This window comes from Vibrio sp. 10N.222.54.E6, from assembly GCF_041473955.1.
GTDB lineage: Bacteria > Pseudomonadota > Gammaproteobacteria > Enterobacterales > Vibrionaceae > Vibrio > Vibrio tasmaniensis_A.
Map to the genome: position 1 here is coordinate 78,022 of NZ_JBFRTD010000003.1, position 22,304 is coordinate 100,325.

Annotated in this window: 18 protein-coding genes, 1 pseudogene and 1 riboswitch; of the genes and pseudogenes, 7 read left to right on the plus strand and 12 right to left on the minus strand. The window is 42.6% G+C overall.

Annotation, left to right across the window (positions count from 1 at the left end):
• Positions 1–405: 405 nt before the first annotated feature.
• The 5 genes from AB4513_RS00600 to ribB all read right to left on the minus strand — a co-directional run bounded on the left by AB4513_RS00600 (position 406) and on the right by ribB (position 6,276).
• Positions 406–1,866: an ABC transporter ATP-binding protein gene (locus tag AB4513_RS00600; RefSeq protein ID WP_102258232.1), complete on the minus strand. Its 1,461-nt coding sequence runs from the start codon at positions 1,864–1,866 to the stop codon at positions 406–408.
• Complete coding sequence (locus AB4513_RS00605; protein ID WP_017097984.1) at positions 1,863–2,741, minus strand: ABC transporter permease; 879 nt, start codon at positions 2,739–2,741, stop codon at positions 1,863–1,865. The genes AB4513_RS00600 and AB4513_RS00605 overlap by 4 nt, the downstream gene beginning before the upstream one ends.
• Positions 2,738–3,751, minus strand: coding sequence for an ABC transporter permease (locus AB4513_RS00610; RefSeq protein WP_009846272.1), 1,014 nt, complete (start codon positions 3,749–3,751; stop codon positions 2,738–2,740). The genes AB4513_RS00605 and AB4513_RS00610 overlap by 4 nt, the downstream gene beginning before the upstream one ends.
• Positions 3,744–5,279: an ABC transporter substrate-binding protein gene (locus AB4513_RS00615; RefSeq protein WP_102258231.1), complete on the minus strand. Its 1,536-nt coding sequence runs from the start codon at positions 5,277–5,279 to the stop codon at positions 3,744–3,746. The genes AB4513_RS00610 and AB4513_RS00615 overlap by 8 nt, the downstream gene beginning before the upstream one ends.
• Positions 5,280–5,619: 340 nt before the next feature.
• Complete coding sequence (ribB, locus tag AB4513_RS00620; protein ID WP_004733029.1) at positions 5,620–6,276, minus strand: 3,4-dihydroxy-2-butanone-4-phosphate synthase; 657 nt, start codon at positions 6,274–6,276, stop codon at positions 5,620–5,622.
• 348 nt (positions 6,277–6,624) lie between these two features.
• A riboswitch (FMN riboswitch) is annotated at positions 6,625–6,775 on the minus strand.
• Positions 6,776–7,158: 383 nt separating this feature from the next.
• Here ribB and AB4513_RS00625 point away from each other — a divergent pair.
• Entirely contained in the window at positions 7,159–7,905 is a 747-nt protein-coding gene (locus AB4513_RS00625; RefSeq protein ID WP_102258230.1) for a phosphatase PAP2 family protein, read from the plus strand.
• 178 nt (positions 7,906–8,083) lie between these two features.
• Here AB4513_RS00625 and AB4513_RS00630 read toward each other — a convergent pair whose 3' ends face one another.
• From AB4513_RS00630 to AB4513_RS00640, 3 genes are all read right to left on the minus strand, one after another.
• Positions 8,084–9,988, minus strand: coding sequence for a methyl-accepting chemotaxis protein (locus AB4513_RS00630; RefSeq protein ID WP_102258229.1), 1,905 nt, complete (start codon positions 9,986–9,988; stop codon positions 8,084–8,086).
• A 390-nt stretch (positions 9,989–10,378) separates the two neighbouring features.
• On the minus strand, positions 10,379–11,104 hold the full coding sequence (locus AB4513_RS00635) for a sulfite exporter TauE/SafE family protein (RefSeq protein ID WP_170962739.1): 726 nt from the start codon (positions 11,102–11,104) through the stop codon (positions 10,379–10,381).
• Between the two features lie 224 nt (positions 11,105–11,328).
• Positions 11,329–12,534 (minus strand): MFS transporter, encoded by a 1,206-nt coding sequence (locus AB4513_RS00640; protein WP_102258227.1) that lies wholly within the window; start codon positions 12,532–12,534, stop codon positions 11,329–11,331.
• A 639-nt stretch (positions 12,535–13,173) separates the two neighbouring features.
• On the opposite strand from AB4513_RS00640, the gene AB4513_RS00645 reads away from it, so the two are divergent.
• Positions 13,174–13,788: a YitT family protein gene (locus AB4513_RS00645; RefSeq protein ID WP_017065874.1), complete on the plus strand. Its 615-nt coding sequence runs from the start codon at positions 13,174–13,176 to the stop codon at positions 13,786–13,788.
• A 126-nt stretch (positions 13,789–13,914) separates the two neighbouring features.
• Here AB4513_RS00645 and sigZ read toward each other — a convergent pair whose 3' ends face one another.
• Complete coding sequence (gene sigZ, locus AB4513_RS00650; RefSeq protein WP_102258225.1) at positions 13,915–14,529, minus strand: RNA polymerase sigma factor SigZ; 615 nt, start codon at positions 14,527–14,529, stop codon at positions 13,915–13,917.
• The gene (locus AB4513_RS00655; protein ID WP_004733042.1) at positions 14,513–14,809 is read right to left on the minus strand and encodes a helix-turn-helix transcriptional regulator; all 297 of its coding nucleotides are present in this window, start codon (positions 14,807–14,809) and stop codon (positions 14,513–14,515) included. The genes sigZ and AB4513_RS00655 overlap by 17 nt, the downstream gene beginning before the upstream one ends.
• A 233-nt stretch (positions 14,810–15,042) precedes the next feature.
• On the opposite strand from AB4513_RS00655, the gene AB4513_RS00660 reads away from it, so the two are divergent.
• From AB4513_RS00660 to AB4513_RS00675, 4 genes are all read left to right on the plus strand, one after another.
• Positions 15,043–16,143 carry a permease gene (locus tag AB4513_RS00660; protein ID WP_102258224.1) on the plus strand — a complete coding sequence of 367 codons (1,101 nt, stop codon included), beginning with the start codon at positions 15,043–15,045 and terminating at the stop codon, positions 16,141–16,143.
• 412 nt (positions 16,144–16,555) lie between these two features.
• Entirely contained in the window at positions 16,556–17,911 is a 1,356-nt protein-coding gene (locus tag AB4513_RS00665) for a diguanylate cyclase (RefSeq protein ID WP_009846282.1), read from the plus strand.
• Complete coding sequence (locus AB4513_RS00670) at positions 17,898–19,214, plus strand: glycosyltransferase (RefSeq protein ID WP_009846283.1); 1,317 nt, start codon at positions 17,898–17,900, stop codon at positions 19,212–19,214. The genes AB4513_RS00665 and AB4513_RS00670 overlap by 14 nt, the downstream gene beginning before the upstream one ends.
• Positions 19,181–20,254, plus strand: a complete 1,074-nt coding sequence (locus AB4513_RS00675; protein ID WP_083784025.1) for an HlyD family secretion protein — start codon at positions 19,181–19,183, stop codon at positions 20,252–20,254. The genes AB4513_RS00670 and AB4513_RS00675 overlap by 34 nt, the downstream gene beginning before the upstream one ends.
• A 137-nt stretch (positions 20,255–20,391) precedes the next feature.
• Here AB4513_RS00675 and trmY read toward each other — a convergent pair whose 3' ends face one another.
• Positions 20,392–20,991, minus strand: coding sequence for a tRNA (pseudouridine(54)-N(1))-methyltransferase TrmY (gene trmY / locus AB4513_RS00680; protein WP_009846285.1), 600 nt, complete (start codon positions 20,989–20,991; stop codon positions 20,392–20,394).
• Positions 20,992–21,420: 429 nt separating this feature from the next.
• Here trmY and AB4513_RS00685 point away from each other — a divergent pair, with 429 nt between their 5' ends.
• Positions 21,421–21,945: a DUF3087 family protein gene (locus AB4513_RS00685; RefSeq protein ID WP_009846286.1), complete on the plus strand. Its 525-nt coding sequence runs from the start codon at positions 21,421–21,423 to the stop codon at positions 21,943–21,945.
• Positions 21,946–22,098: 153 nt separating this feature from the next.
• Here AB4513_RS00685 and AB4513_RS00690 read toward each other — a convergent pair.
• Positions 22,099–22,304 (minus strand): annotated as a pseudogene (locus AB4513_RS00690) (hypothetical protein); the annotation flags it as partial.

Here is a 22,304-nt window from a genome sequence, read left to right on the forward strand (position 1 = left end):
ACTCCTAATATCTGAATACCTACTTAGTGGTAGTTCACGATTTGTGCCAAAATTGATAAACATTATATTTCAACGACTTATATTTTAAGCCCGCTTGTGGATGACCAATACTGGTGCATCACCTCACCATTCGAGTGAGTGCGATAGAAGAGGTTAGAGGTTTTTATAGTTTCTAGACTTTGCTATGGCTGAAGCATAAATAGCTACAATCTGGCTAACCTCTTATGCAAGGTTAGTCAGATTGGGTTACACAGAGATGTACATTCAGTGAGTAGATAGTGAAGGTATGACTAAAGATTTACGGCGAATGTACCACTGAGAAGACAGATAACCGCGAAGCTCGTTTAGGTCGATAGCCCAATAGCTCAATAAGTCTATCGATCCAGAAATCAATAGCTAGATAAATCAATAGCGCGATAAGTCGATCACTTTATTGCATAGCTTACTCAAAGCCAGTTGATCATGGCTGATCAAAATTAGGCCGCAGTTAGCTTCTTTCGATACTTCAACAATCAGCTTTAGCGTTTGGGCTGCTGTGATGGGGTCTAATCGTGATGAGGGTTCATCTGCAATTAACAGTTTTGGGCTCATCAGTAGCGCTCGTAAAATCGCAAACCTCTGCAATTCTCCTCCGGATACTTGGCTTGATGGACGTTCAAGCAAAGCAGAGTTAAGGCTCAATCTATCTAGAAGTACGGGTATCTTGGAGCGATTTAGCTTGTGAAGCGCACATAAGTCATTAAGTAACGTTTTTAGTGTTGTGTGAGGGGAGTGCGCACTGGGTGGATCTTGGTAAAGCTTGAGGCGTTGTCCTTTTTCGATTTTTTGAAGCCAGTCGATATTGCCGGAAAAGTCGTGATGCAACCCTAGTAAAGTATCGGCGAGAGAAGATTTCCCGCATCCGCTGTCACCATAAACTCCCAGTATTTCACCTTGTGATAATGAGAACGTGAGATCTGAAAAGAGTGTTCTTTGATCGCGGTAAATCGCTAAACTTTCAACTTCAAGCAATGGCTTCTGCCCGCTTTGTATACCAACCTCTGAGGGAGTAGCGTGACTATTTGATTCATTTGAAGGTTGCGAGGAAGTTGGCTGATCAAGATACCAATACTCAGGTTGCGCTTGTATTAGCGCTTTTGTGTAGGCCGCTTGTGGCTGATCTAAAATGGCTTTAGCGTCTCCCCTTTCAACAATTGCCCCTTCTTTCATGACAATGATGTCACCACCTAACATTTTAGCCAGCTTAATGTCGTGAGTGATGGTGAGCAGGCCACCGGGTTTGCCATTTTCAAGTTGTTGGCAGTGAGAAAGGAGAAGTTGCCCAACGTGATCACGTCGGCTTTCGTCTAAGCCTTTTGTGGGTTCATCGGCAATTAACAGTTTGCCTCCAGCTTGTGTCGCACATAAGTACGCAGCACGTTGCGCCATTCCGCCCGAGAGTTCAAATGGGTGTTTATCTCCATCTTTGCCCAGATCCATTTGTTGAAGTGCATGATGGGTGAGTGTGTCACTCTGGGAACGACCTTCGTTTAAAACCAGCTTATGAACTTCGCTTATCTGCGATCCTATAGTCCGAAGCGGATTGAGTGCTAACCAAGGTTCTTGAGGTAGCAAAGCTATTTCTTTGCCCCAAAACCGTTCTCGATTTAAAGGGTTAAGCTCATCAAACAAAGTAATGTCGCCCTCTGGTTTTAAGGCATCAGGTAATGTGCCGGCGATAGCTGCCGCGATTAGGCTTTTCCCCGCGCCTGTTTCTCCCAAAATGGTGAGCGGACGCTGCGGATATAAATCTAAACTTAAGCTCTGGACTAAGGTTTGAGTATCAGTTTGAATCGACAGGTTTTCAATTTTTAACATTGCGTTCATGCTGCTACTCCGTTATCCGCTTGTTTGCCTAGTTGGGGTTTTTCTTGTTTAGCTCCCGGTTCATTATGCGTATGGTTTTTTGAGGATTGCGTGTGACGTTTTCCTTGAGCTAATAAATGAAAGCTTAATACCAGAAGAAAAACGGTCAGTACCGGTTGAATCAAAACCCAAGGGGCTTGGTGGTAGTAACGGAATAGTTCAACCATCATTAAGCCGAGTTCAGCTTCTGGCGGCTTGAGCCCAACATGCAGAAAGCCTAAAGACGCGAGTGCCAGTATTGAATTACCCGTACCAAAACAGAACAGGGTGAATAAATCATTTCGGCAATCTGGCCATAAGTGACGCTTGAATATATACCAGTGGTTGAACCCATAAAGCCGAGAGGCTTCTACTGCAGGTGACTGAATGAGTGACAACGTTCGGTTGCGTGACACGCGGAAAAAATCCACCCACAGCATGAGCGATATGGCGATATATAGAATGAGGAATGATCCAGGAACCATTGCCGCAAAAAGTAAAACAAGAATTAAGCCGGGCATGGCGAGTATCATGTTCACGTTGAATGAAAAGATTTTATCCCACCATCCTTGTTTCCAACCAGCGATTACTCCCATTGACGTCCCTAACAACGCAGCGGTAGTAATACTTATTAATGCCATGGAAAGTGAGGTGCTGATGGCGTGGCTTAATCTTGCCAAATTACTGCGTCCAAAATGGTCTCTGCCTAAAGGTTCTTCGACAGAAGGCGTTGTGAATGCAAGGTCTAAATTTTGCTTGGCAATATCACCTTGATAGACAGTCCGTTCTAGCATGACTAGGCATAATAAGGCGGCTAAGATAATCAGACCTAACCATTGCGGCTTTGTTAAATTCATACGATCTTAACCTTCTTTTTTTCGGGTTCTGCTTGTTGTTTATTAGGTGCAAATTTTGAAAATAAAGCAGAGGGTTTATTCGCGCGTTGCCTTGGATCCAATTGGTAGTTAACAAGATCGACTAAGGTATTGATGACCACAAATAGAAGCCCCATCAGCAGAGCAGAACCTTGAATCATTGGTATATCTCTACGGAAAATCGCATGCGCTAACGCGTGACCAATACCCGGCCAAGAGAATAATGACTCGATCATAATGATCCCTTCAATTAACCCGGTTGCTTGAACACCAACAAAAGTAATAACAGGTAAAGCGATGTGTTTATGAGCGTGATGCTGAAAAGCTTGCGCCTCACTGAGTCCTTTTAAACGAGCGAATAAAAAGTGCGGTGCTGTGATGGCATCGTGAGTGGCGTTTCTTATAAGACGACTAGACATTGCAGCCAGCGATAGTGCCAAGGCGAGGGCGGGCAAAATGATAAACTCGACTCGACCAAAGCCTGCCACAGGAAGCCAATTCAGCTGTAACGCAAATATAATCACCAAGGCCAAACCTATTAAAAATACAGGCTGAGCTCTTAAGATGATGGAACCTAATAGCGAGAAATGGTCTGCAAAAGAGTCGGTCCGTTTTCCACAATAAATACCGATTGGGATGGCAATGAGAAGAGAAATGACGGTCGCGACGACTGCCAATAAAATGGAATGCCCGAGCTGGTGGCTGATTTCATCAATGACGGGGGTGCCACTAATCAATGATGTTCCCAAATCAAAATGGAGAAGATCCCATAGCCATTCGAGGTATAGCTGCAAGCCCGAACGATCAAGCCCTAGCTCTTGATAAACCGCTTGTGCCGCATCCGCATCCACATAATCATACCCATAGCGACCCGCTGCAATTCGAAAAGCAAAGTCGCCGGGTAACAAGCGCATTAAAATGAAAGTGAGTGTTCCGATACTCCAAGCCACAAAGCCGGCTTGGAGTACTCTTCGGATTAAGATATTAATCATTAATCGTCATCTCTGAGATGCGATAGTTGATTTCAAATGGGTCAAATGAGAAGTGGTTAACACGTTCATTCACCGCGACTAATTGAGTGTAGAAAGTCACAGGAATCAGCGGCATTTCTTCCGCTAATATGGATGAAGCCTCTTGAGTCATTAGATTATATTGCTCTTGGTTTGGTTCAACCGATAGACGTTGAAGTAAGCTGCTGAACTCATCAGAAGACCAGTTCATTGGTCCCCAGTCACTGCCTTTATGGCTAGCAAAATCTCGCATCAGTAAGGCTAGGGGATCCGCCGTAGTGCCAAAATTACGCGCCACGAGCGCCATTTCTAATGTGCCGTCTTTGTGCTTTGATGGAATTGCACTTGAGTTATCGATAGAAACATTCACTTGAATGCCGACTTCTTTAAGCTGAGCTTGAATCGCGGTAGCTACGATAGGCAGCTCTGGTCTGTCTGAGTAGGTAGTTAAAGTAATATCGAATGTTTTGCCTTCTCGCGAAAGGAGACCTTCCTCATTTTCCTGCCAACCTTGCCCTGCAAGTAATGTTTTCGCTTGGTCGATATTGCGCTGAGTTTGCTCAAGGTTATTGATGTGCCATGCGCCAAGAGAAGGGGCAAACAGTTGATAGGCTTCAGAGCCTGGAACGCGGACAATTTGTTTTGAAATACCCGTTCGGTCCAAAGCTAGACTGATAGCTTGACGCACATCTGAATGATTCAAAAGTGGGTGTTCATTATTCAACTTAATTAGGATCGTTCTTGGGATGGACTCCATCACCAATTCAACATTCTTTGCTGACTCAAGCAGGTCGATACTGGCTGGGTCGAGTGTGTAAACCAGATCGGCTTGACCGGTTTGTGCTAACAAAGCACGGCTTTCAGAGCGATGACCTGCAAGGTAGTGAACATGTTCAATCGAGGCTTTTGTGCCCCAGTAGTCAGCATTTTTGACAACATGCGCTTTATGAGGAGCTTGTAACTCTTGGATTTTATAAGGACCTGTACCACTCAGTTGTGCAACATTTCCTTGTTGATCAAACGAACTTGGTGCTGCAATCGCTGCTGTGTAATGAGCTAACACTGCCAGCAATGGTCGATAAGGTTGAGATAGTTCTATCACTAGAAGGTTGTCTGAAGCTGATACCTCTTTGATAGGTACACGCTTTAATACGCCAGGTTTTTTTAAAGCGTGAGAAAGAGAAGTTTGAACAGCTTGCGCGGTAAGCGGGGAGCCATCGTGGAACACAACGTCTGGGCGCAATGTGAATTCCCAGCGTAAATTGTTTGCGTTAGTTGTCCATTCTTTCGCTAATAAAGGGGTGACGTTGCCTGACTTATCGATAGCAGTAAGCGCTTCAACGACTTGTAACCGTGTAAATAAATAGCCGTTTTTAGATAAATCTTGGTCGGTAAATTCAAAGGGGCCAGAAATGTTTAGCGTTGTTGGTTGTGTTTCTTTTGATGGTAAAAATATCCATATGAGTAGTGCACTGATGGAAAGTAACGCCAGTGCGGCAAGCTTTTTCATGCTTTTGTCCTAGTTATGAGTAATTATTTGCGATGTTATAACATAACAATTGCGTGTTGTTAATGATAATAGTTGCTAATTGGCTCGGTTTTTTATCGGACGTGAGTATGAAAAAAGCCCCACTTAAATCAGTGAGGCTCTAATTTTTGTATGCGGTTCTGATTCTAACAGGCTTTATTGGACGGTATCAGTCAGCTGTAAAAGCTGTTTGAGTGACAGTCACTATGCCCTGTTTAAAATAAGCTTGGCTCCATTGGTGAGCCTAGATCTGTTTAGGTCAATGCGCTTGAGTTAATATCGGGATACTAAGCATTAAGCATTAAGCATTAAATATTAAACATTAAGCCAGTTTTAGGTCGAACTCAGTGCGGTACATCACCATATCTTCAATGGTCAGTACAGGCATGTTGTGCATTTTACCGAAAGCAACGATCTCTGGCGCTTTTGCCATCGTGCCGTCTGGGTTGGTAACTTCACACAGTACACCTGCCGATTGAAGACCTGCCATTTGCATTAGATCCACAGTACCTTCTGTGTGACCGCGGCGAGCCAGTACACCACCTTTACGCGCACGTAATGGGAATACGTGGCCAGGGCGAGCTAGGTCAGTAGGTTTAGCCGTTGGGTTTGCAGCTGTCTTGATCGTTGTTACACGGTCAGCGGCAGAAACACCTGTTGTTACGCCGACTTTTGCTTCGATAGTAACGGTAAACGCAGTTTGGTTTGCGCTGTTGTTATCAACAACCATAGGTGGAAGTTCGAGTTGGTTTGCTTGCTCGTCTGTTAAGCATAAGCACACAATACCGCTGCATTCTCGGATCATAAGCGCCATTTGAGCATTCGTTAGGTGTTCTACTGAGTAGATGATGTCGCCTTCGTTCTCACGATCTTCATCGTCAAGTAGAAGCACGCCACGACCTTCGCGCAGAGCTTGCAGTGCGTTTTCAACGCGAGTGATTGGTTCGCCAAATTCGGCAAGTAGTGAAGACTGATTCATGGTTAAACTCCTAAAATATCACCAGAATCAGGGCTGTATGAGGGATCTCAACCGAGCACAACAAAGCAGACTCATTACAAGTCGACTTGTACCAATCGTAGTAAACAACTGGTCATTCTAGCTGGTTAAAACCCTTGATAACGGCGTTAAAATTTTTGACTGTAGAATAACTACTTATCGAAAAATTTTGCCTTGTTCTCAAGCGTTTTTCCTGCGCTATCTCTGATCATTTATTTACTGTGATTGGTATTAGCTCATTATGGTTTTATCCAAAACGAAATGCACCCGTCTAAGTTGGAGGCATGAACCTAATAAATAGGTACACCTTTCCAAGTTAAACGAGTGTGTTTTCATTCTCTCTCATCCGGACTATGACCGTCGGCTCTGGCATCTCACCAGATCTGCTGACCTCGACGAATCGAGCGCTCGCGGGCTTATCTTTAGATTTTGCTAAGGACATACCGCCGGTGGGGAATTTCGCCCCGCCCTGAGAATAAAAATTAATAATCTATTTTGCTTTGAAAGCAGACCAGATGGTAATCCTTTCAATAGTGGATTTAAAGGACTGACAGCAAAGTTTTTCAGATTCCGGCCTTATAGTCGGGTAAGTGTTCACTTTATCAGCAGAACGTGTCCGGCAGTCTTTAGTGGGATAAGACCTTTGAATCAGCTGGTTTGAGTGGTCTTTGTTGCTCTATGAACATAAGTGGATGTCGAACATTGTTGATGCTGGCGTGGCTGTTCACCGAATCAATACTCAAGAGGTTCATCAATCGAACATTGTTAGACCATGACGGCTTAATGACCGTTTTGACATAAAATTGATATTGGCAGTGCTAAGCTGCGCTAGCATCCATCCACTTTATCCAAAAGATTTTAGTCATGACATCTCCGTTCTCTAACAAATCCAAAGGCTTATTACTGCTCGTTTTAAGTTTGTCTTCTCTCGTACCGTTTTTGATCTTTGGATCTAATTTTGACCTTGGGGCTGCGGTTTCGCCTTTCCAAGGCGCCTTCATAACGTTTGTGACTTACTCGGCGGGTAATCAAGGATTCTTGGTAACGCTAGCTGTTTTGTCTTTGGTATTGCTCAAGATGAAATTTTCCAAAGCTAAGCTCGTCAGCCTTTGTCTGCAGCTCGGCTTGTTGTTGGTTCTCAGCTTTGCAGCAAAAACTTTCTTAAAGCATTCTACAGAAAGCCCGCGTCCTTATTCTGAGTATTTGGTGACGCAAGAAGTCGTTGAAATGCCAGAGCTGTTTTACGAACTGCCATTGCTAGAAAAGAACGCAGCGATTGCATCTGTGCAAGACAAGGTGAGTGAGTGGCGAACACGTCATTGGCTAGGTGAGACTGACTATTCTTTCCCATCTGGGCACATGATTTTCGTTGGCGTGTGTCTGGCGTTCTTTGGCGGCTTGTTCCTAGAAGCGAAACGTTTTTACTTAGTCGGCGGTTTGCTAGTTTGGGCTGGTGGCGTTGCTTATAGTCGTGTTTGGCTTGGTATGCACCGCCCTGAAGACTTAGCTGCGTCTATCGCCTTTGCCGGTTTGATTTACCTATTGGTGCCACTGATTCCGACGCAAAGAATAGAACTTTTGTTACCGATGTTTCTAAGAGATCGCAAATGAGTAATAAACTTGCCTAGAAGAGCTCTGGTGGGGCTTTTGAAAGAGAGGAATAAAAAACCGCCTTCGGAGAAGGCGGCTATTTTAAACGATGACTGCTATTGAAAAACTATAGACGCTATTTGAAACCATAACCGCGACACACTACAAGTTTCATTTTAACTAACTGTTTTAGTATGAATTAACGCAGTTTAAACATACCAACCATTGATGCCAGTCGTTCGTTTACTTGGGAGATATTGTTGGTTTGCACCAAAGCTTGATCTCCATTTTTGTTGAGTTCATTTACAATGTCACTCAGAGCCACCATGTTACGACTAATTTCCTGAGTTACGCTGCTTTGCTCTTCTGCGGCCGTTGCAATTTGAATGCTTAGGTCATTGATACCCGTTACTTGTGACGTTAGCTCATTTAAGCTGCTGCCCACTTTCTCTGTGTTATTAAATGTTTCGTCACAAGTCCCTTTCGTCTTATTCATAGACTCTTCAACATTCTTGTTCACTGAAAGCAAACGAGTCAGCGCTTGTTCAATCTGTTGTGTACTCGCTTGTGTTCGACTCGCTAAGGCTCTCACTTCATCAGCTACTACTGCAAACCCACGACCTTGCTCGCCCGCTCGTGCGGCTTCAATCGCTGCATTTAACGCAAGGAGATTGGTCTGTTCAGCGATTTCACCAATCACTGTCAAAATATCACTGATCCCTTTAGTTTCTTGGCTCATGCTTTCTAGGTTCGATGATGTGTTCTCTATCTCAGAAACTAGTGCATTAACCTTCATTTGTGCATCACCGACAGCATTGAGTGATTGCTCCCCGATATCCGACGCGACTTTAGTTGATTGCGCCGTTTCACCTGCATTTTGGGCAACGGCGTCAGCTGTTGAACTCATTTCTTCAATGGCAGTGACAATTTGTTCAGTTTCTTGCACGTGCTGATTCAAAATGTGGTTATTTTCATCTGATTTATGTTCAAGTTGCTGCACATTTTCTTTCAGTTCAGACGATGCTGCGTCAATCTTTAGCATCAAGTCTTGTATATGCTCGATGAATTGGTTTACACCAGATGCGATTTGCCCTAAATCATCGTGTTTCTTTACTTCGAGTCTCTGAGTTAAATCACCATCACCATTTGATAGCCCTGTAATGGTTCCTTTCAACGCTAGGATGGGTTTGTAAAGAATATTGAGAATGAATAACGTGGCAACTACGCTGATCAATAGGTAGACAATCGTGATCATAATTGCTTGCTGCTGAGCGACTTCTAGCGCTGCGAATACGACGCTTTTGTCTAATCCAACAAGTAGGTACCACTCTTTGTCACCATAGCTAACCGCATGGCTGAACATCACTTTCTCAACGCTGTTGATACTATAATTAACGATTGTGCTTTCTGAATTTTGTGCTTTTTTTGCAACGTCTTTCAAAGAAGCGTAATCCGTTAATTTAGTGCCCACTTTAACCACACTGGATGTGCTAGCCAGCACCGTCATGTCATTGGTCATCATCATCGAAATAGCACCGTTGAGGTCGATTTCAGAGACAGTGTCACTTAAAACATCGAGTGGAATGTCTGCCAATACCACACCGTTACCAACATCTTTACCAATGCTCACCATTAAGGTACCTGTTGTGGAGTCTGTATATGGGTCTGTATATACAAGGCTTCCTGAACGCTTACCTTCTTTGTACCAAGCTTTACTGCGAGGGTCGTAGCTTGATGGGCTTTTGTGATTATCCCAGCCCGGGTAATCGAATGAGGCATAAGCATCGCCATTGTCAAAACCTATCATCAAGTTCGCGACATCAGCACCTAATGAGCCCACGCGCATTCGCTCGGCGTGTCTATCTTGATAATTATGTTGACGATAATCAGCAGCTACTTTTGCTACTGCTTGTGTTTTTGCTTCTAGGTAAGTCTCAACCTTATTCCCTTCAATGCGAATACGGTCTTGTGTGCTCTGATAAATAGTGTCAGTGAGTGCTTCCTTCTTACTCTGATATGATAAATAGTTGGCTGAACCGACACTTATTGCGATTATTACTGATACTGCGACTAAAAGAACCTGCTTAAATCCAAGTTGTTTCATATGAATGTCCTTAATACTGAGCGTGCTCATCTGTCTGGCTAATGATTGTGCGAGTATATAGAGATATAGTGAATGCAACTACGCTCTCAATTGAACATTTAGTCTAATTTGAACAGTCTCAGCTCTGTATACAAAAAGCTCATGAAAAAATGGTTTATGCAGTAATGGTTCATTGATGCTGAATGAGAGGGAATCGTGACCGCCAGATAGAGATGTTTACGACAGTGTGGTACTGACTTTAAAGCTTAAATAAGGCGCCGCATTAGGGTATTTGAGCATAATGGATAACGTCACTAGTCAGTCATATGCGCTTGCTTATTGAGATGAGTGAGCTGTCATCAAAATAGTTACAAAACGTAAGCAACCTTCAGTACTTACGTTATCTCTATACTAACCAGCTAAGCCCTGCCAAATGGCAGTAAAGCCACTGATAGAACATAACAGTAAAGAACCAATTCGTATCTTCTCTTTAGGAATGCTTTGCGTGGTCATTAACGCCACTTTGTAACCCAACCAAGCAGCAGGCAGCAAAGGTATGGTGATGATCAAATGGTGCATAGTGAAGAAGCCAATTGGGATCTGAACAATCAACGAAATGATTGAACTAAAGACAAAAAAGGCAGACAAGTTGCCACGCAGCTGATTGGCATCTTGGTGTTGGAGTAGCAGTGCCATAGGTGGACCACCAATACCTGAACTGGTGCCAAAAAATCCTGAGAAGAATCCCGCGATGCCCATTTTGGCAGGCGTCGGCTCTAACCTAAATGGAAGCAAGCTGACAATCACTGCAAATACCACTAATAAACCTAACCAAAGTGACAACACGCTCGTTGAAACCATCACCAACAAGGCACCGCCTGCTAGTGAGCCTGGAATGCGTCCTAGTAATGCGATTTTTAATCCGCCAATAGAAATGTTTGCACGGTGTTTAAAGGCGTTGAATAACGAGATGAACAGGCCAACTAAACAGATAGGCGCAGGTACATAGTCGGGCGAGACTAAAAACAACAACGGGGCAGCCACAATAGCCAAGCCAAAGCCGATTGCTGTTTGTACAAACGAGCCGACAAAAATGAGTGCCATCGCGATAAGGGCGGTCTGATCTAGGTATTCCATAAGCCTGCGAATTAGTTTTAAAGGAGCGAGTGGATACTATAAATTAAAACGAAAAGAATAGTCTTATTATTCAGTGAGGCTTATGCAAGTTTCGTTAGTTATCATTTCGATAATAACGACTAACAAAAAAGCGAGTGAGCATATCAGGATACTTCCTTTCAATACTCACTCGCTTTATTGGAACGACTTGTTGTTTACGCTAGTGGGGGAGTCAGTGTTAAACGTTAAGCCATTGCCAATTTCAGTCGCTCAATCGGCTTGTCATTGATTGGTAAATGGATAAGCGCTGCCGCAAATGCAAGTACCACGGTTGACCACCAGATTGGCTCGTAAGAACCGTAGTAATCGTAAATACGACCGCCAACCCAAGCGCCTAAGAAGCTACCCACTTGGTGAGTAAAGAACACCAAACCGTACAACGTCGACAGGTAACGAGCACCGAAGATCTGACGAACTAAGCCAGAAGTTAGCGGAACCGTACCCAACCAACAAAAACCAATCGCTGCACCGAAGATAGCCGCGGTTGACTCAGTAACAGGCAAAGTGACAAAAGCTCCGATAACCACAGTACGTACTAAGTACAGTGCCGACATTACATGACGCTTGCTGAACTTATCGCCCATCACACCCCAGAAGTAAGATCCGAAGATGTTGAAGATACCCACATAAGCCAGTGCCATTGCTGCGCTGCTCGCGGGTAGGTTTTTGTCGGCTAAGTAACTCGGTAAGTGCGTCGCAATGAACATCACGTGGAAACCACACACGAAGAAGCCTGCGTGAATTAACCAATAACTTTTGTTCGCAAATGCTTCAGACAGCGCTTCTTTTAGTGTCTGAGTGTCTTCTACTTGCTTATTGGTTGCCGACTTCGGCGCTCGCATAAACAGGGCAAAAGAGATCATGAAACAACAAAGTACGCCAAAGACTTGCATTGCACTCTGCCAGTCAAATTCGTTCAACATGTATTGCGCGCCCGGAATTACCGCGAACATACCAAATGAACCTGCTGCTGTGGTTAAACCAAATGCCTTCGCTGCGTGCTCTGCAGGTACTACGTTTGCTACCGCGCCTAGCACGATCACATAGCTCGTCGCACTCAATCCAAGGCCAACTAATGCGCCTAATGAAACGTAAAGCATGCTTGATTCGGTAGAAATAGAGGTAAGAAGTAAACCCAAACCGTAAGCACATGCGCCAGCAATAATGATGCGTCTTGCTCCCCATTTGTCAGCAGCCATACCAACAAAAGGTTGGAACACGCCAAACAATAGGTTTTGTAGCGCAATCGCGAAGCTGAAAAACTCTCGACCCGTGCCGAAATGCTCTGAAATTGGCATCATGAAAATGCCGAATGATTGTCTGATCCCTAGACTGATAATAAGTGTGCCGATCCCAAGCCATACCAGTAAAGGAAAACGGAAAATGCTCATTCTAATACTCTTAAATTAATGGTGGTGATGTGAGTGGTCTTGCGCTGACATGTGTTGGTCAGTCATTTTATTGTGGTGTTCGTGCCCGGAATGCTCATGCGCTGACTGCTGGTGGCATCCACTGCTAACGGCATGCTGAGCCAAGAGATCGATCAATGGCTGATTGTGATGCACAATTACCAAACTAATGACAAGGAATAGCGTCATTCTGGCGAGTTGGGCAAAAAGAGATTGTGAAAACATAAGGTGTTTACATGCGCTCAATGTTGTAAGAAGTCGCGCATCATAATGACGAGTAGGGTATGTATCAAATGACCTTTTGTGATTTAGTCTATGCGTTTTATGCATAGATTTAAGCATCGCTGGAGTTGGAATGAAACGTAGCTAATAAATAGGAAAACACGAAGCTCGCTGATTATGTGGTAGAAGCGGAGAATTTAGGATGGATATTTAATTTTTTAGATATAACTGCTTGTTTTAGTGAAGTATTTTAAAGCCTGTAAAAGCTAGTATACAAATTAATCACTCAGTAACACTGCGCATTTACTCGACTTATCTGTTAAACATCGTAAATTTGTACTTCAATCGTTTCAACGGGACTGAAACGCGATGTTAAAAGATTCAGGGAGAGTCATTCACATGGATAAAGATCATAACCTTCGCGAAAACTTACTGGCACTGATCTTAGGTAGCGCGCTAGTGTCACTCGGCGTTATCTTTTTCAATCAAGTCGGTTTGCTCACCGGAGGCACGGCTGGTCTAGCGATCTTCATTACCAAAGTGACAGATTTGAGCTTTGGCCAAGTGTTCTTCGCACTTAACTTACCTTTCTATATTTTGTCGGTTGCTCGTATGGGCTGGCGCTTCACCATCAATACGTTTATCGCGGTTTCGATTGTTTCGTTCGCCGTGGATCACTTGTATCACGTGATTCAAATTGCCGAAATTCATGCATTGTATGCAGCTTTACTTGGTGGTGGCTTGATTGGTACCGGCATGTTGGTGATCTTCCGTCATAAAATGAGCTTAGGTGGCTTCAACATTCTGGCGCTGTTCTTACAAGAACGTTTTGGGATTCGTGCGGGTAAGGTTCAGATGGCACTAGATTGTACGATTGTTGTGCTTTCACTGTTTATCGTTGATGTGTCGCTGGTTCTTCTGTCTGTACTGGGTGCGATAGTCACCAACTTGATTTTGGCGATGAACCATAAACCGGGACGCTATCAACCGGTCGTAAAAGCGGAAGCGGCGTAGTTCGGTACGATCAAGCACTAGGTTCGCTTAAGTACTCGATTCGCATAAACAAAGCGTGATTTGCAGATTATGAAAACAACAAAGCCAGCATCAACTGCTGGCTTTGTTCTATTTTAGGGATGGCTATTAGCACTTACTGCAATCGTTATCTGGTTTGAGCTCGCAGTCAATCACATTGCCTTGTTGATCAAGTGACAGGTTACAGCACTCTTCAAACAAGTTCTTAAGATCCCCGCGGCTTTTCTGAACACGAGACTTAACGGTTGAGTAGCTGATGTTTTGAGCCTCTGCGATCTCTTTTTGGCTTTGACCTTTGATATCGACAGCAAGCAGTAGCGATGAACTTTGTTCTGGCAGTGCCTGAATAAAAGGTTCAATACACAATGAGAGCTTCTGCTTAAATTCAGAGTCGTGGTCTAAATCGGTAAACCACAGATCTTCAGCATCAATTTGGCTATCACGTTGTTGGCGTGCATGTTTACGGTAGAAGTCGATAATGGTGTTGTTGGCTAACTGGAACAGCCAAGCCTTAACACTGCTCGCATCTTGTACCTTGTCTAAGTTCTGATAGGTCTTAATCAAGATATCTTGGAGCAAGTCGTCTACATCCGCAGAATTGTTGACCTTTGAATGCAAGAATGACTTTAACGCTTGCTGATACTCGGCCCAGACTTGTTCGAGCTTTAAAGGTGCCTTATTCAAAGTTGCCTTGTTCAAAGGTGCATTAGTTGCACTGTTCATTTACGCAACACTCGTCTTGTAAGAAATCAATCACACCTTCTAGGCATTCATACTCCGCCACGCAGAATAGAGTTCTCCCTTCTCGTCTTTGGCTGATTAGGCCCGCAGACGCCAAGCTTGATATGTGGTGAGACAAGGTAGAACCGGGAATGCCTAGTTCTTCTTGTAGGCCGCCAACTGCAATGCCTTGGTAGCCAGCTTTAACGACACTCTTATAAATGGTTAGGCGAATAGGGTGGCCCAACTCTTTAAGTGCTTTCGCAACGACTTCTAAGTTCATATTAACTCCTCAAGATTTAATTTCGATGTTAGTCGAAATGTATGTCGAATTCAAATTTAAAAACTGTGTCTGTGTAAGTCATTGAAAAACTGTGTTTTCGAAAATCATTTCGATTTTTATCGAAATAAATCTTGATCTGGAGCTGTTTATTTCTATAATTCGAGAATATTCGAAATTAAGGGTTGGTTACTTTTCTCATAGAGCCCGACCTTCAATCCAGTTTGGAGTTAATTATGAGCAATGAAATGTTAACAATGCTAAAAGACGCACTTGATATGTTCGCTTTCTTAGCAGTAGAGTTAATTATCCTTTTTTTAGCGATCAGCTACATTGTTGGGATTCTTCAAGAGTTCCTTACACCAGAAAAGATTCAATCTATCCTGAGCTCACGTAATGGTAAGGGGTATGTGGTTGCTGCACTATTGGGTGCAATTACACCTTTCTGTTCATGTTCGACCATTCCTTTCCTAAAAGGATTGCTGCGTGCAAGAGCGGGTTTCGGTCCAATGATGGTGTTCCTATTCGGTAGCCCACTATTGAACCCAGTGATCATTGGTTTGTTCGTGATTACGTTCGGTTGGCAAGTCGCTGTGTTCTACTTCCTTGTAGCAATGACGGTATCTGTAGTCGCTGGTTACGCACTTGAGAAGTTAGGTTTTGAACGCTACGTCAAACCTGAAGCGTATGAATCGACAGGTTCTGCTTCAAGCTGTGGCACTAGTTGTCGTGACTCTACTCCTAAGAAAGCAGCAACGGCTAAAGCGGAATCTTCATGTGGTACAAGTGCATGTGGTGAGCCTGCGCCAGCAATGGCGAAAGAGACATCTTGCTGCGATTCTAAAAAAGAAGAGCCACAAGTCACGGTTTCATGCTGTTCTGCGGATGGAAGCGCGACTGCTGAAATTGTAGAGAAGAAAGAACCTAGCCGTTGGATGAGAATTTGGTTCTCAACTTGGAAAGACTTCAAACAAGTTTTCCCTTACCTAATGATGGGTATTGCGATTGGTTCATTCATCTACGGCTTCATTCCTACAGACCTAATTGCACAGTACGCTGGTGAAGGTATGTGGTATGCGATTCCAGTAGCAGCCGTGATTGGTATTCCACTGTACATTCGTGCTGAAGCGGTAATCCCATTAAGTGCTGCTCTAGTTCAGAAAGGCATGGCGTTGGGTTCGGTAATGGCATTGATTATTGGTAGTGCAGGTGCAAGTTTAACGGAAGTTATCCTGCTTAAATCAATCTTCAAGAACCAAATGATTGCAGCATTCCTATTCGTTATCCTAAGCATGGCGATGGGGGCAGGCTTCCTATACAGCTTCATCTTTGGTTAATCGGGTCTGATTCCTAGATAACTCCATTGATAGCAAGATATAGATAATAAAAAAGAGCTCACTTAGTTGAGCTCTTTTTGTGTTTAGGAGGTCAAAAAATCATGGGCATTAGGCTTAATTTTTTTGAGAACGCTATTATTCCGGAAGTGCTGCTATCGAAAATAACACTCATCAACCCCTACTTTTAGACTTGAATGTAACCGCTTTGATGCCAAGTATTAACGATATTTATGTTTCGTAGGTGTTAATTAATTGGTGATCCTATTTAATCTTTTTGGCTAATTATTGGACGGTTTTCATATCGATATCTAGTATTTATGTAAGGGTGAATAATGAAATAGCATCGTTCAAAATTAACGTTTGTTTAGCTTTAATTCAACGATGACAACGTCAAAAGACTTGGAGTTAATGAATGAAAGATAAGTTGAAAATTTACTGCCTTGGAACCCCTACACTTGAAACCAGAGAATCATTTGAGCTCGTGCCAGTCAGTGACATTAATCAACTCCCTGAATTATTGGGCGGCGTCATAGTTCTAAATGGCGATCTTAGTTCGCAAGACGACGTGATGAGCCAACTCCACCGTAGCAGGAAATTTTGGTCTTGGAAGATTTATATTTTAGAAGATAGTGCATTATCAGAGTGTTTATCAGACGGCACTTTAAATCCAGAAAGTGTTGAAGAAGAGGTGATTCAACACCGCAGAACGTTAGAAAGTATTATCGACACATCGGATACATTAGACCCTCTTGTTGGGTGGTTAGGCTTGGATCAAAGACGTCGATTATCACCTCACAAATATTTGTCTCATAAATCGATATATTCCTATCCGTTAGTGGAGCTTTACTATCCGGAGTTAAGTTCAACTTATCGTTTTGTATTATCAGAGACTAAGCGAGACACTTTTGAAATTGAGGATTTAATCGATCGAGTAAGAGTGTGTCATGAATGTGCCAGTGCCCACTTAAACTACATCGAAGCGTGTCCTTCTTGCAAAGACATTGATATTACTGAGCGTACCTCTCTCCATTGTTTCACGTGTGGCCATGTTGCTGAACAAGGGCTTTTCAAACGCAATCAAAAATTAGAATGCCCGAAATGTTTGACTCAGCTTCGACATATTGGAGTGGATTATGATCGCCCTTTAGAAACTCATACATGTAACTCATGCTCTCACTCTTTTTCTGAGGCGGAGACATTAGCTTCTTGTTTCGAGTGTGGTACAAAAAACGATATTTCAAAGTTGGTTGTTAGGAAGATTTATTCGCTGAAACTTGGAGTTCAGGGAGAGTATATATTCCGTCATGGAGTGAAGCTATCGGCGCCTGAACTGACCTTAAGCGGGAAAGTAGACGGCGGGTATTTTTCTAATCTTCTTAGCTGGGTTAATAGGATTGCACTTCGCCACGAAGAAGAGCACTTATTATTGGGGTTACACCTGCCTGATTTAGCGCAGTATGTGTCTAAAAATGGAGACGCAAAAATGTTTGCTTTGATCGAGCAAATTACAGAGCGTTTAAACGGATTGTTTAGAGATTCTGATATTTGTTGTCAGTTTAAAAGCGATGTTCTTCTTGTATTTATGCCTAAAGCTAAGATGGAACATATAGAAGTATTACGCGAGAAAATAGAAGCACTTTGTTCTTTAATCGAAGATGACGATTTCACGCTGAATGTCTTTGCATGGGGTATACCCGATCCAACAATGAAAGAAGATGTTGGTTATTGGTTAGAAAGTAAAGTCAGTGAAATCTATGCTGTCAGTTAGCCTTGATCTCCAACAGTACTTCTGGGGGATGCTTTTAGAGAACTCTGAGCTTTGGCTAATGCTTTTCCCCATGATGATTATGGTGGAGCTCCCACTCTTTCTGCTTGTGTTAAGTGGAATCTTTCGCTGGTCTTATTCGGCCAGTGACATAGAGATAAAAGAATACCCAAGCATCTCGTTTGTAATTACTTGTTATGGAGAAGGAGATGCAATTGAGATAACGATCGACACGCTTGTTGAACAGCTTTATCCCGGAAAGATTGAGATTTTAGCCGTAGTCGATGGAGCAACTCAAAATGAAGATACCTACTTAGCTGCAATGCGAGGGGAGCAAAGACATAAAACGGTAAGAAACAGAGATGTTCGTGTCATTCCTAAGTGGCAAAGAGGAGGTCGCGTATCAACGTTAAATGCTGGTTTAGATAACGCTACCGGCGATTTTGTTATTAATGTTGATGGTGATACTTCTTTTGATAACGACATGGCGTTACAAATGATGAAGCAATTTACTGATAAGAATGTGATTGCTTCTGGAGGTGCTTTACGCGTTAGAAACTGGCAAGAAAATTTGCTTACGCGAATGCAGTCTCTTGAATATATGTTATCAATGCAAGCTGGTAAGACGGGGCTATCCAACTGGGGTGTTCTCAATAATATATCAGGAGCATTTGGTGCCTTTCGAAAGAACACTCTGAAGCAAGTTGGAGGGTGGGATACCCATACTGCTGAAGATCTCGACTTAACGATGAGGCTCAAACAGTACAAGAAAAGACATCCAAACAATAAACTCGCTTTTACACCCAAAGCTGTGGGCCATACTGATGTACCCAATACACTGAAAGGGTTGGTACAACAAAGGCTAAGATGGGATGGAGACTTATTATTTCTGTTTTTAAGGAAACACAATGAAGGTCTAACCCCTAGATTACTCGGTTGGGGAAACTTTATATTTACTTTAGTTTATGGCGTTCTACAAAACGTATTGCTGCCCATTCTAGTTTCGCTATTCATGTTTTACATATTTTGGGCTTACCCCTTCGATCTTGTTGCTGCACTTCTGATCCTTATCTATTGCGTCTATTTGTCGACAGTGTTGTTGTTTTTTACTGTCTATATTGGGTTGGTTTCCGAAAGAGCGAAAGAAGATCTTAAGATGGCAAAATGGCTAATCTTGTATCCGTTTTATCAGTTCTTTATGCGGTTGATTACGGCGTTCTCTATGGTGAATGAGTTATTTAGAAGAAGTCATGAAGAATCCAGTATGGCTCCTTGGTGGGTATTGAAAAAAGGCAAAAGGTTTTAACAATGAAAGTGAAATTTCATCTTGATAAAAAGAATAACCCTCAATCGGATGATGGTATCAAAGTTGCTTACGGACAAGCGAAAAGAGGAGGCTACCGCTTTCGTTGGTATTTAATCCTAAGCTTAGTGGTTAGCCCTCTATTATTCGTAGCGTATTTTTTCTTAAAGACAAATTTTCTGGTTATTGCTCCGGCAATCATTACCTCGCATCCTGTAACCTTAACCTCTAAAGTTGCAGGAGTAGTCGGCCCAATTCCAGTAGACGATGGAAGTCAAATCCTAAAATCAGAGACAGCGATTCAGTTGACTAATATGGAAGTGGAAGCGCAAATCGAATTTCTTCATGCTGAGTTATTAGATTTAGAAATCAGGTCTCCTGATGATATTGGCTTACTGCACTTGAAAGGCATTGAAGAAACGCGCAGTAATTTAAACACGGTACAGCAAATTCAAACGCGATATGAAGAATATAGGAAAAAAGGTCAGGTATCCGATGTGGACTATGCAAGTATAGTGGGAATGAGTAACTCACTTAATAATCAGCTTAATGGACAAAAACTTGATTATCAAAATGCGAAATTAGCTGAACAAGAAAGAGAATTAGCGGGTCCGGTTAGTCAGGCTCGACGTGCTTTAATGAAAGATCTAGCACTTAAACGTGTTGTTGAACAAGGATTGGCGATTAAGTCTCCCTATGAAGGTCGCGTTGTCGATATCCATGTCGTTGAAGGACAGAGAGTGTTCGAAGGTGACGAGCTTGTAACGATAGCGAAGAATACCATCCCGCAAGTGGTCGCGTATTTAGACCCTAAATATTTAGAGAATGCGATAATAGGAGCTCATACCAAGGTAAGGTTTCCTAATGGTAGTACTTTTGAGGCTGAGATTGCAGATTCGGTAGAAATCGTCAGTAAGTTGCCGACTCAATTAGCAAGCCCTTTTGAAGGGCAGCCAGCATATCTCAAAGTAGCATTGAACTTTACGGCTGATTTGCCTAGAGAATATTGGATTGAAGGGATGACCGTCGAAGTGCGTTTTTAATTAGCACGCTAACTTGACCATAAATGGAGCGTATATCGCTCCATTTATGGTTTTAGGGCTAGCTATTTTTATAGCGAACTGTTGTTTTAGAGTGACCTCTGCTTTAGAGAGAACTATCGTAGAGAGAGCTGTGGATATCAAAAACCACGTACATCCAGTTCATTGTTGATCAATACAACACACTGAGAAGCAAACAACATGTTTGGACCTAAGCTGATTTTCTCTGTCCCTAAACGCTTCAAGCTGTTGTAGCTTTTCTTCGGCATAGGGATATGGTCAGTTAGAAGGAAACATGGGTTTTCCGCAATCTCTGCGTCACGGATAAAGTCGCCTTTCTTATCCATCATGTACAGCTGGTGGTCTTCAGCCAGTTCTTTAACCAACTTTTCAAAACTCATAGTACGAACAGTGATGCCCGGTTCAACCTGACGTGTCTGTTCTTTTATCATGCCTTGAGAAGCATCAACCGCTCTTACTACCGCTGATAACAATGCCGATTCATGAAAGCCACCAATGTTAGTGATCTCATTTGAATCGAAAGTGATCGTACGTGAAAAGTCTTTAGTACTTTCTAATACAAGGTGCACGGTGACATTCTCACGGTGTGATTGAGCAACGAAGATCGTGTTCATCAGAGTATGAGCCAGAATCTCAGTATGAGCGTCTTGCCCAACACCTTCTAAGATAAGTTTGCTCTCTGTAGGGGCTGCGCGAGCGCGTAATACAAATGAACGCATGGGATGTACCTTGTCAGTATGTGATAAAGCGAAATAGGCTTAATCAACATGAATTGATGAATAACTAAAAATTATGGCGGTATGTAACTCTTTTCTATTAATGAAGTCAAATGGAGTTATGTATAGTACTGACCACAAGAACTCTACGTATTAAATAGAGAGTGACCACATTACAAGATGGTAAAGGTTGAAGCTAACCAAGGTTTACATAGATAGTATGCGCAAATTATTAGGTGACTTATACCAATCACAGTAAGTGATCATAAATAGCGCAGGGAAAAGGCTTGAGAACAAGGCGGCTCTATTCGACAAAGAGTTTCGATAAGTAGTTATTCTACTATCAAAATTTCTAACGCAGTTATTAAGCGTTTTAACCAGCTAGGGTGAACAGTTATTTACTACGATTGGTATTACATAAGGAAGTAGTCGATGAAGTTACAGAAGATTAATAAAGAAGAATATAGAAAGAAGATGAACCTACTGTTGGTTTCATTGGTTGGGTCACTAGCCTTGTTTGCCATTGTATTTGGTAGCATTCTGATTGAGCTTTTTGGTTCAGCTGGCTCCGTTACAGGGGAAGCGACGGGTAATTTCCATTTGAATGTACTCGGGGTGATTTTATCAGTCGCCTTGAATGCGTTTATTGCGAGCCGTGTGAAAGGGCATGATTACTTTAAAGAAGCGCTTTATGTGTGGAACCTGAAACAGATTCACAATCAAATCTATCGTAAGCTAAAGCGTATTCAACCAAGAGCTGAGCAAGGCGACCGAGAAGCATTAACTATCCTTTACTTCTATTACACCACGCAAAAACAGGTATACGACCTAGATAACAATACATTGACAATAAAAACGGTTCAGAAATCTCTAGATAACATAATGGAGCTTAGTGAAAAGTGGAGTATCGAACTGGATATAGAGACATTCTCGAAAGATCTAGTCGCGAAATTCTAAGTTATATGCTCTTGATTGTATGAGCTTTGGCCTATGAAAGAGGGTTTTGACGTAAAAGTAGACGCTTAAGCAATTTTTTTGAATTTTTATCAAAAAAGGGGTTGCCATGTTTTCGATGATCTCTATAATGCCGCCTCACTGACACGGCAGTCGCTACAAGGCTTCAGCGGTAATCAGAAAGACGGAAAGTTCGAAAGGAATTAATTTTAAAAAGTGTTTGACACTTAAAATTAAATCGCTAGAATTCACGTCCGCTTTCAAGGGTTTCTTTGTAAAAAGAAAGTTTCGACAAGCAAAGCTCTTTAACAATTTAAACCTATCAATCTGTGTGGGCACTCGTTGATGAATATCAAAACGTT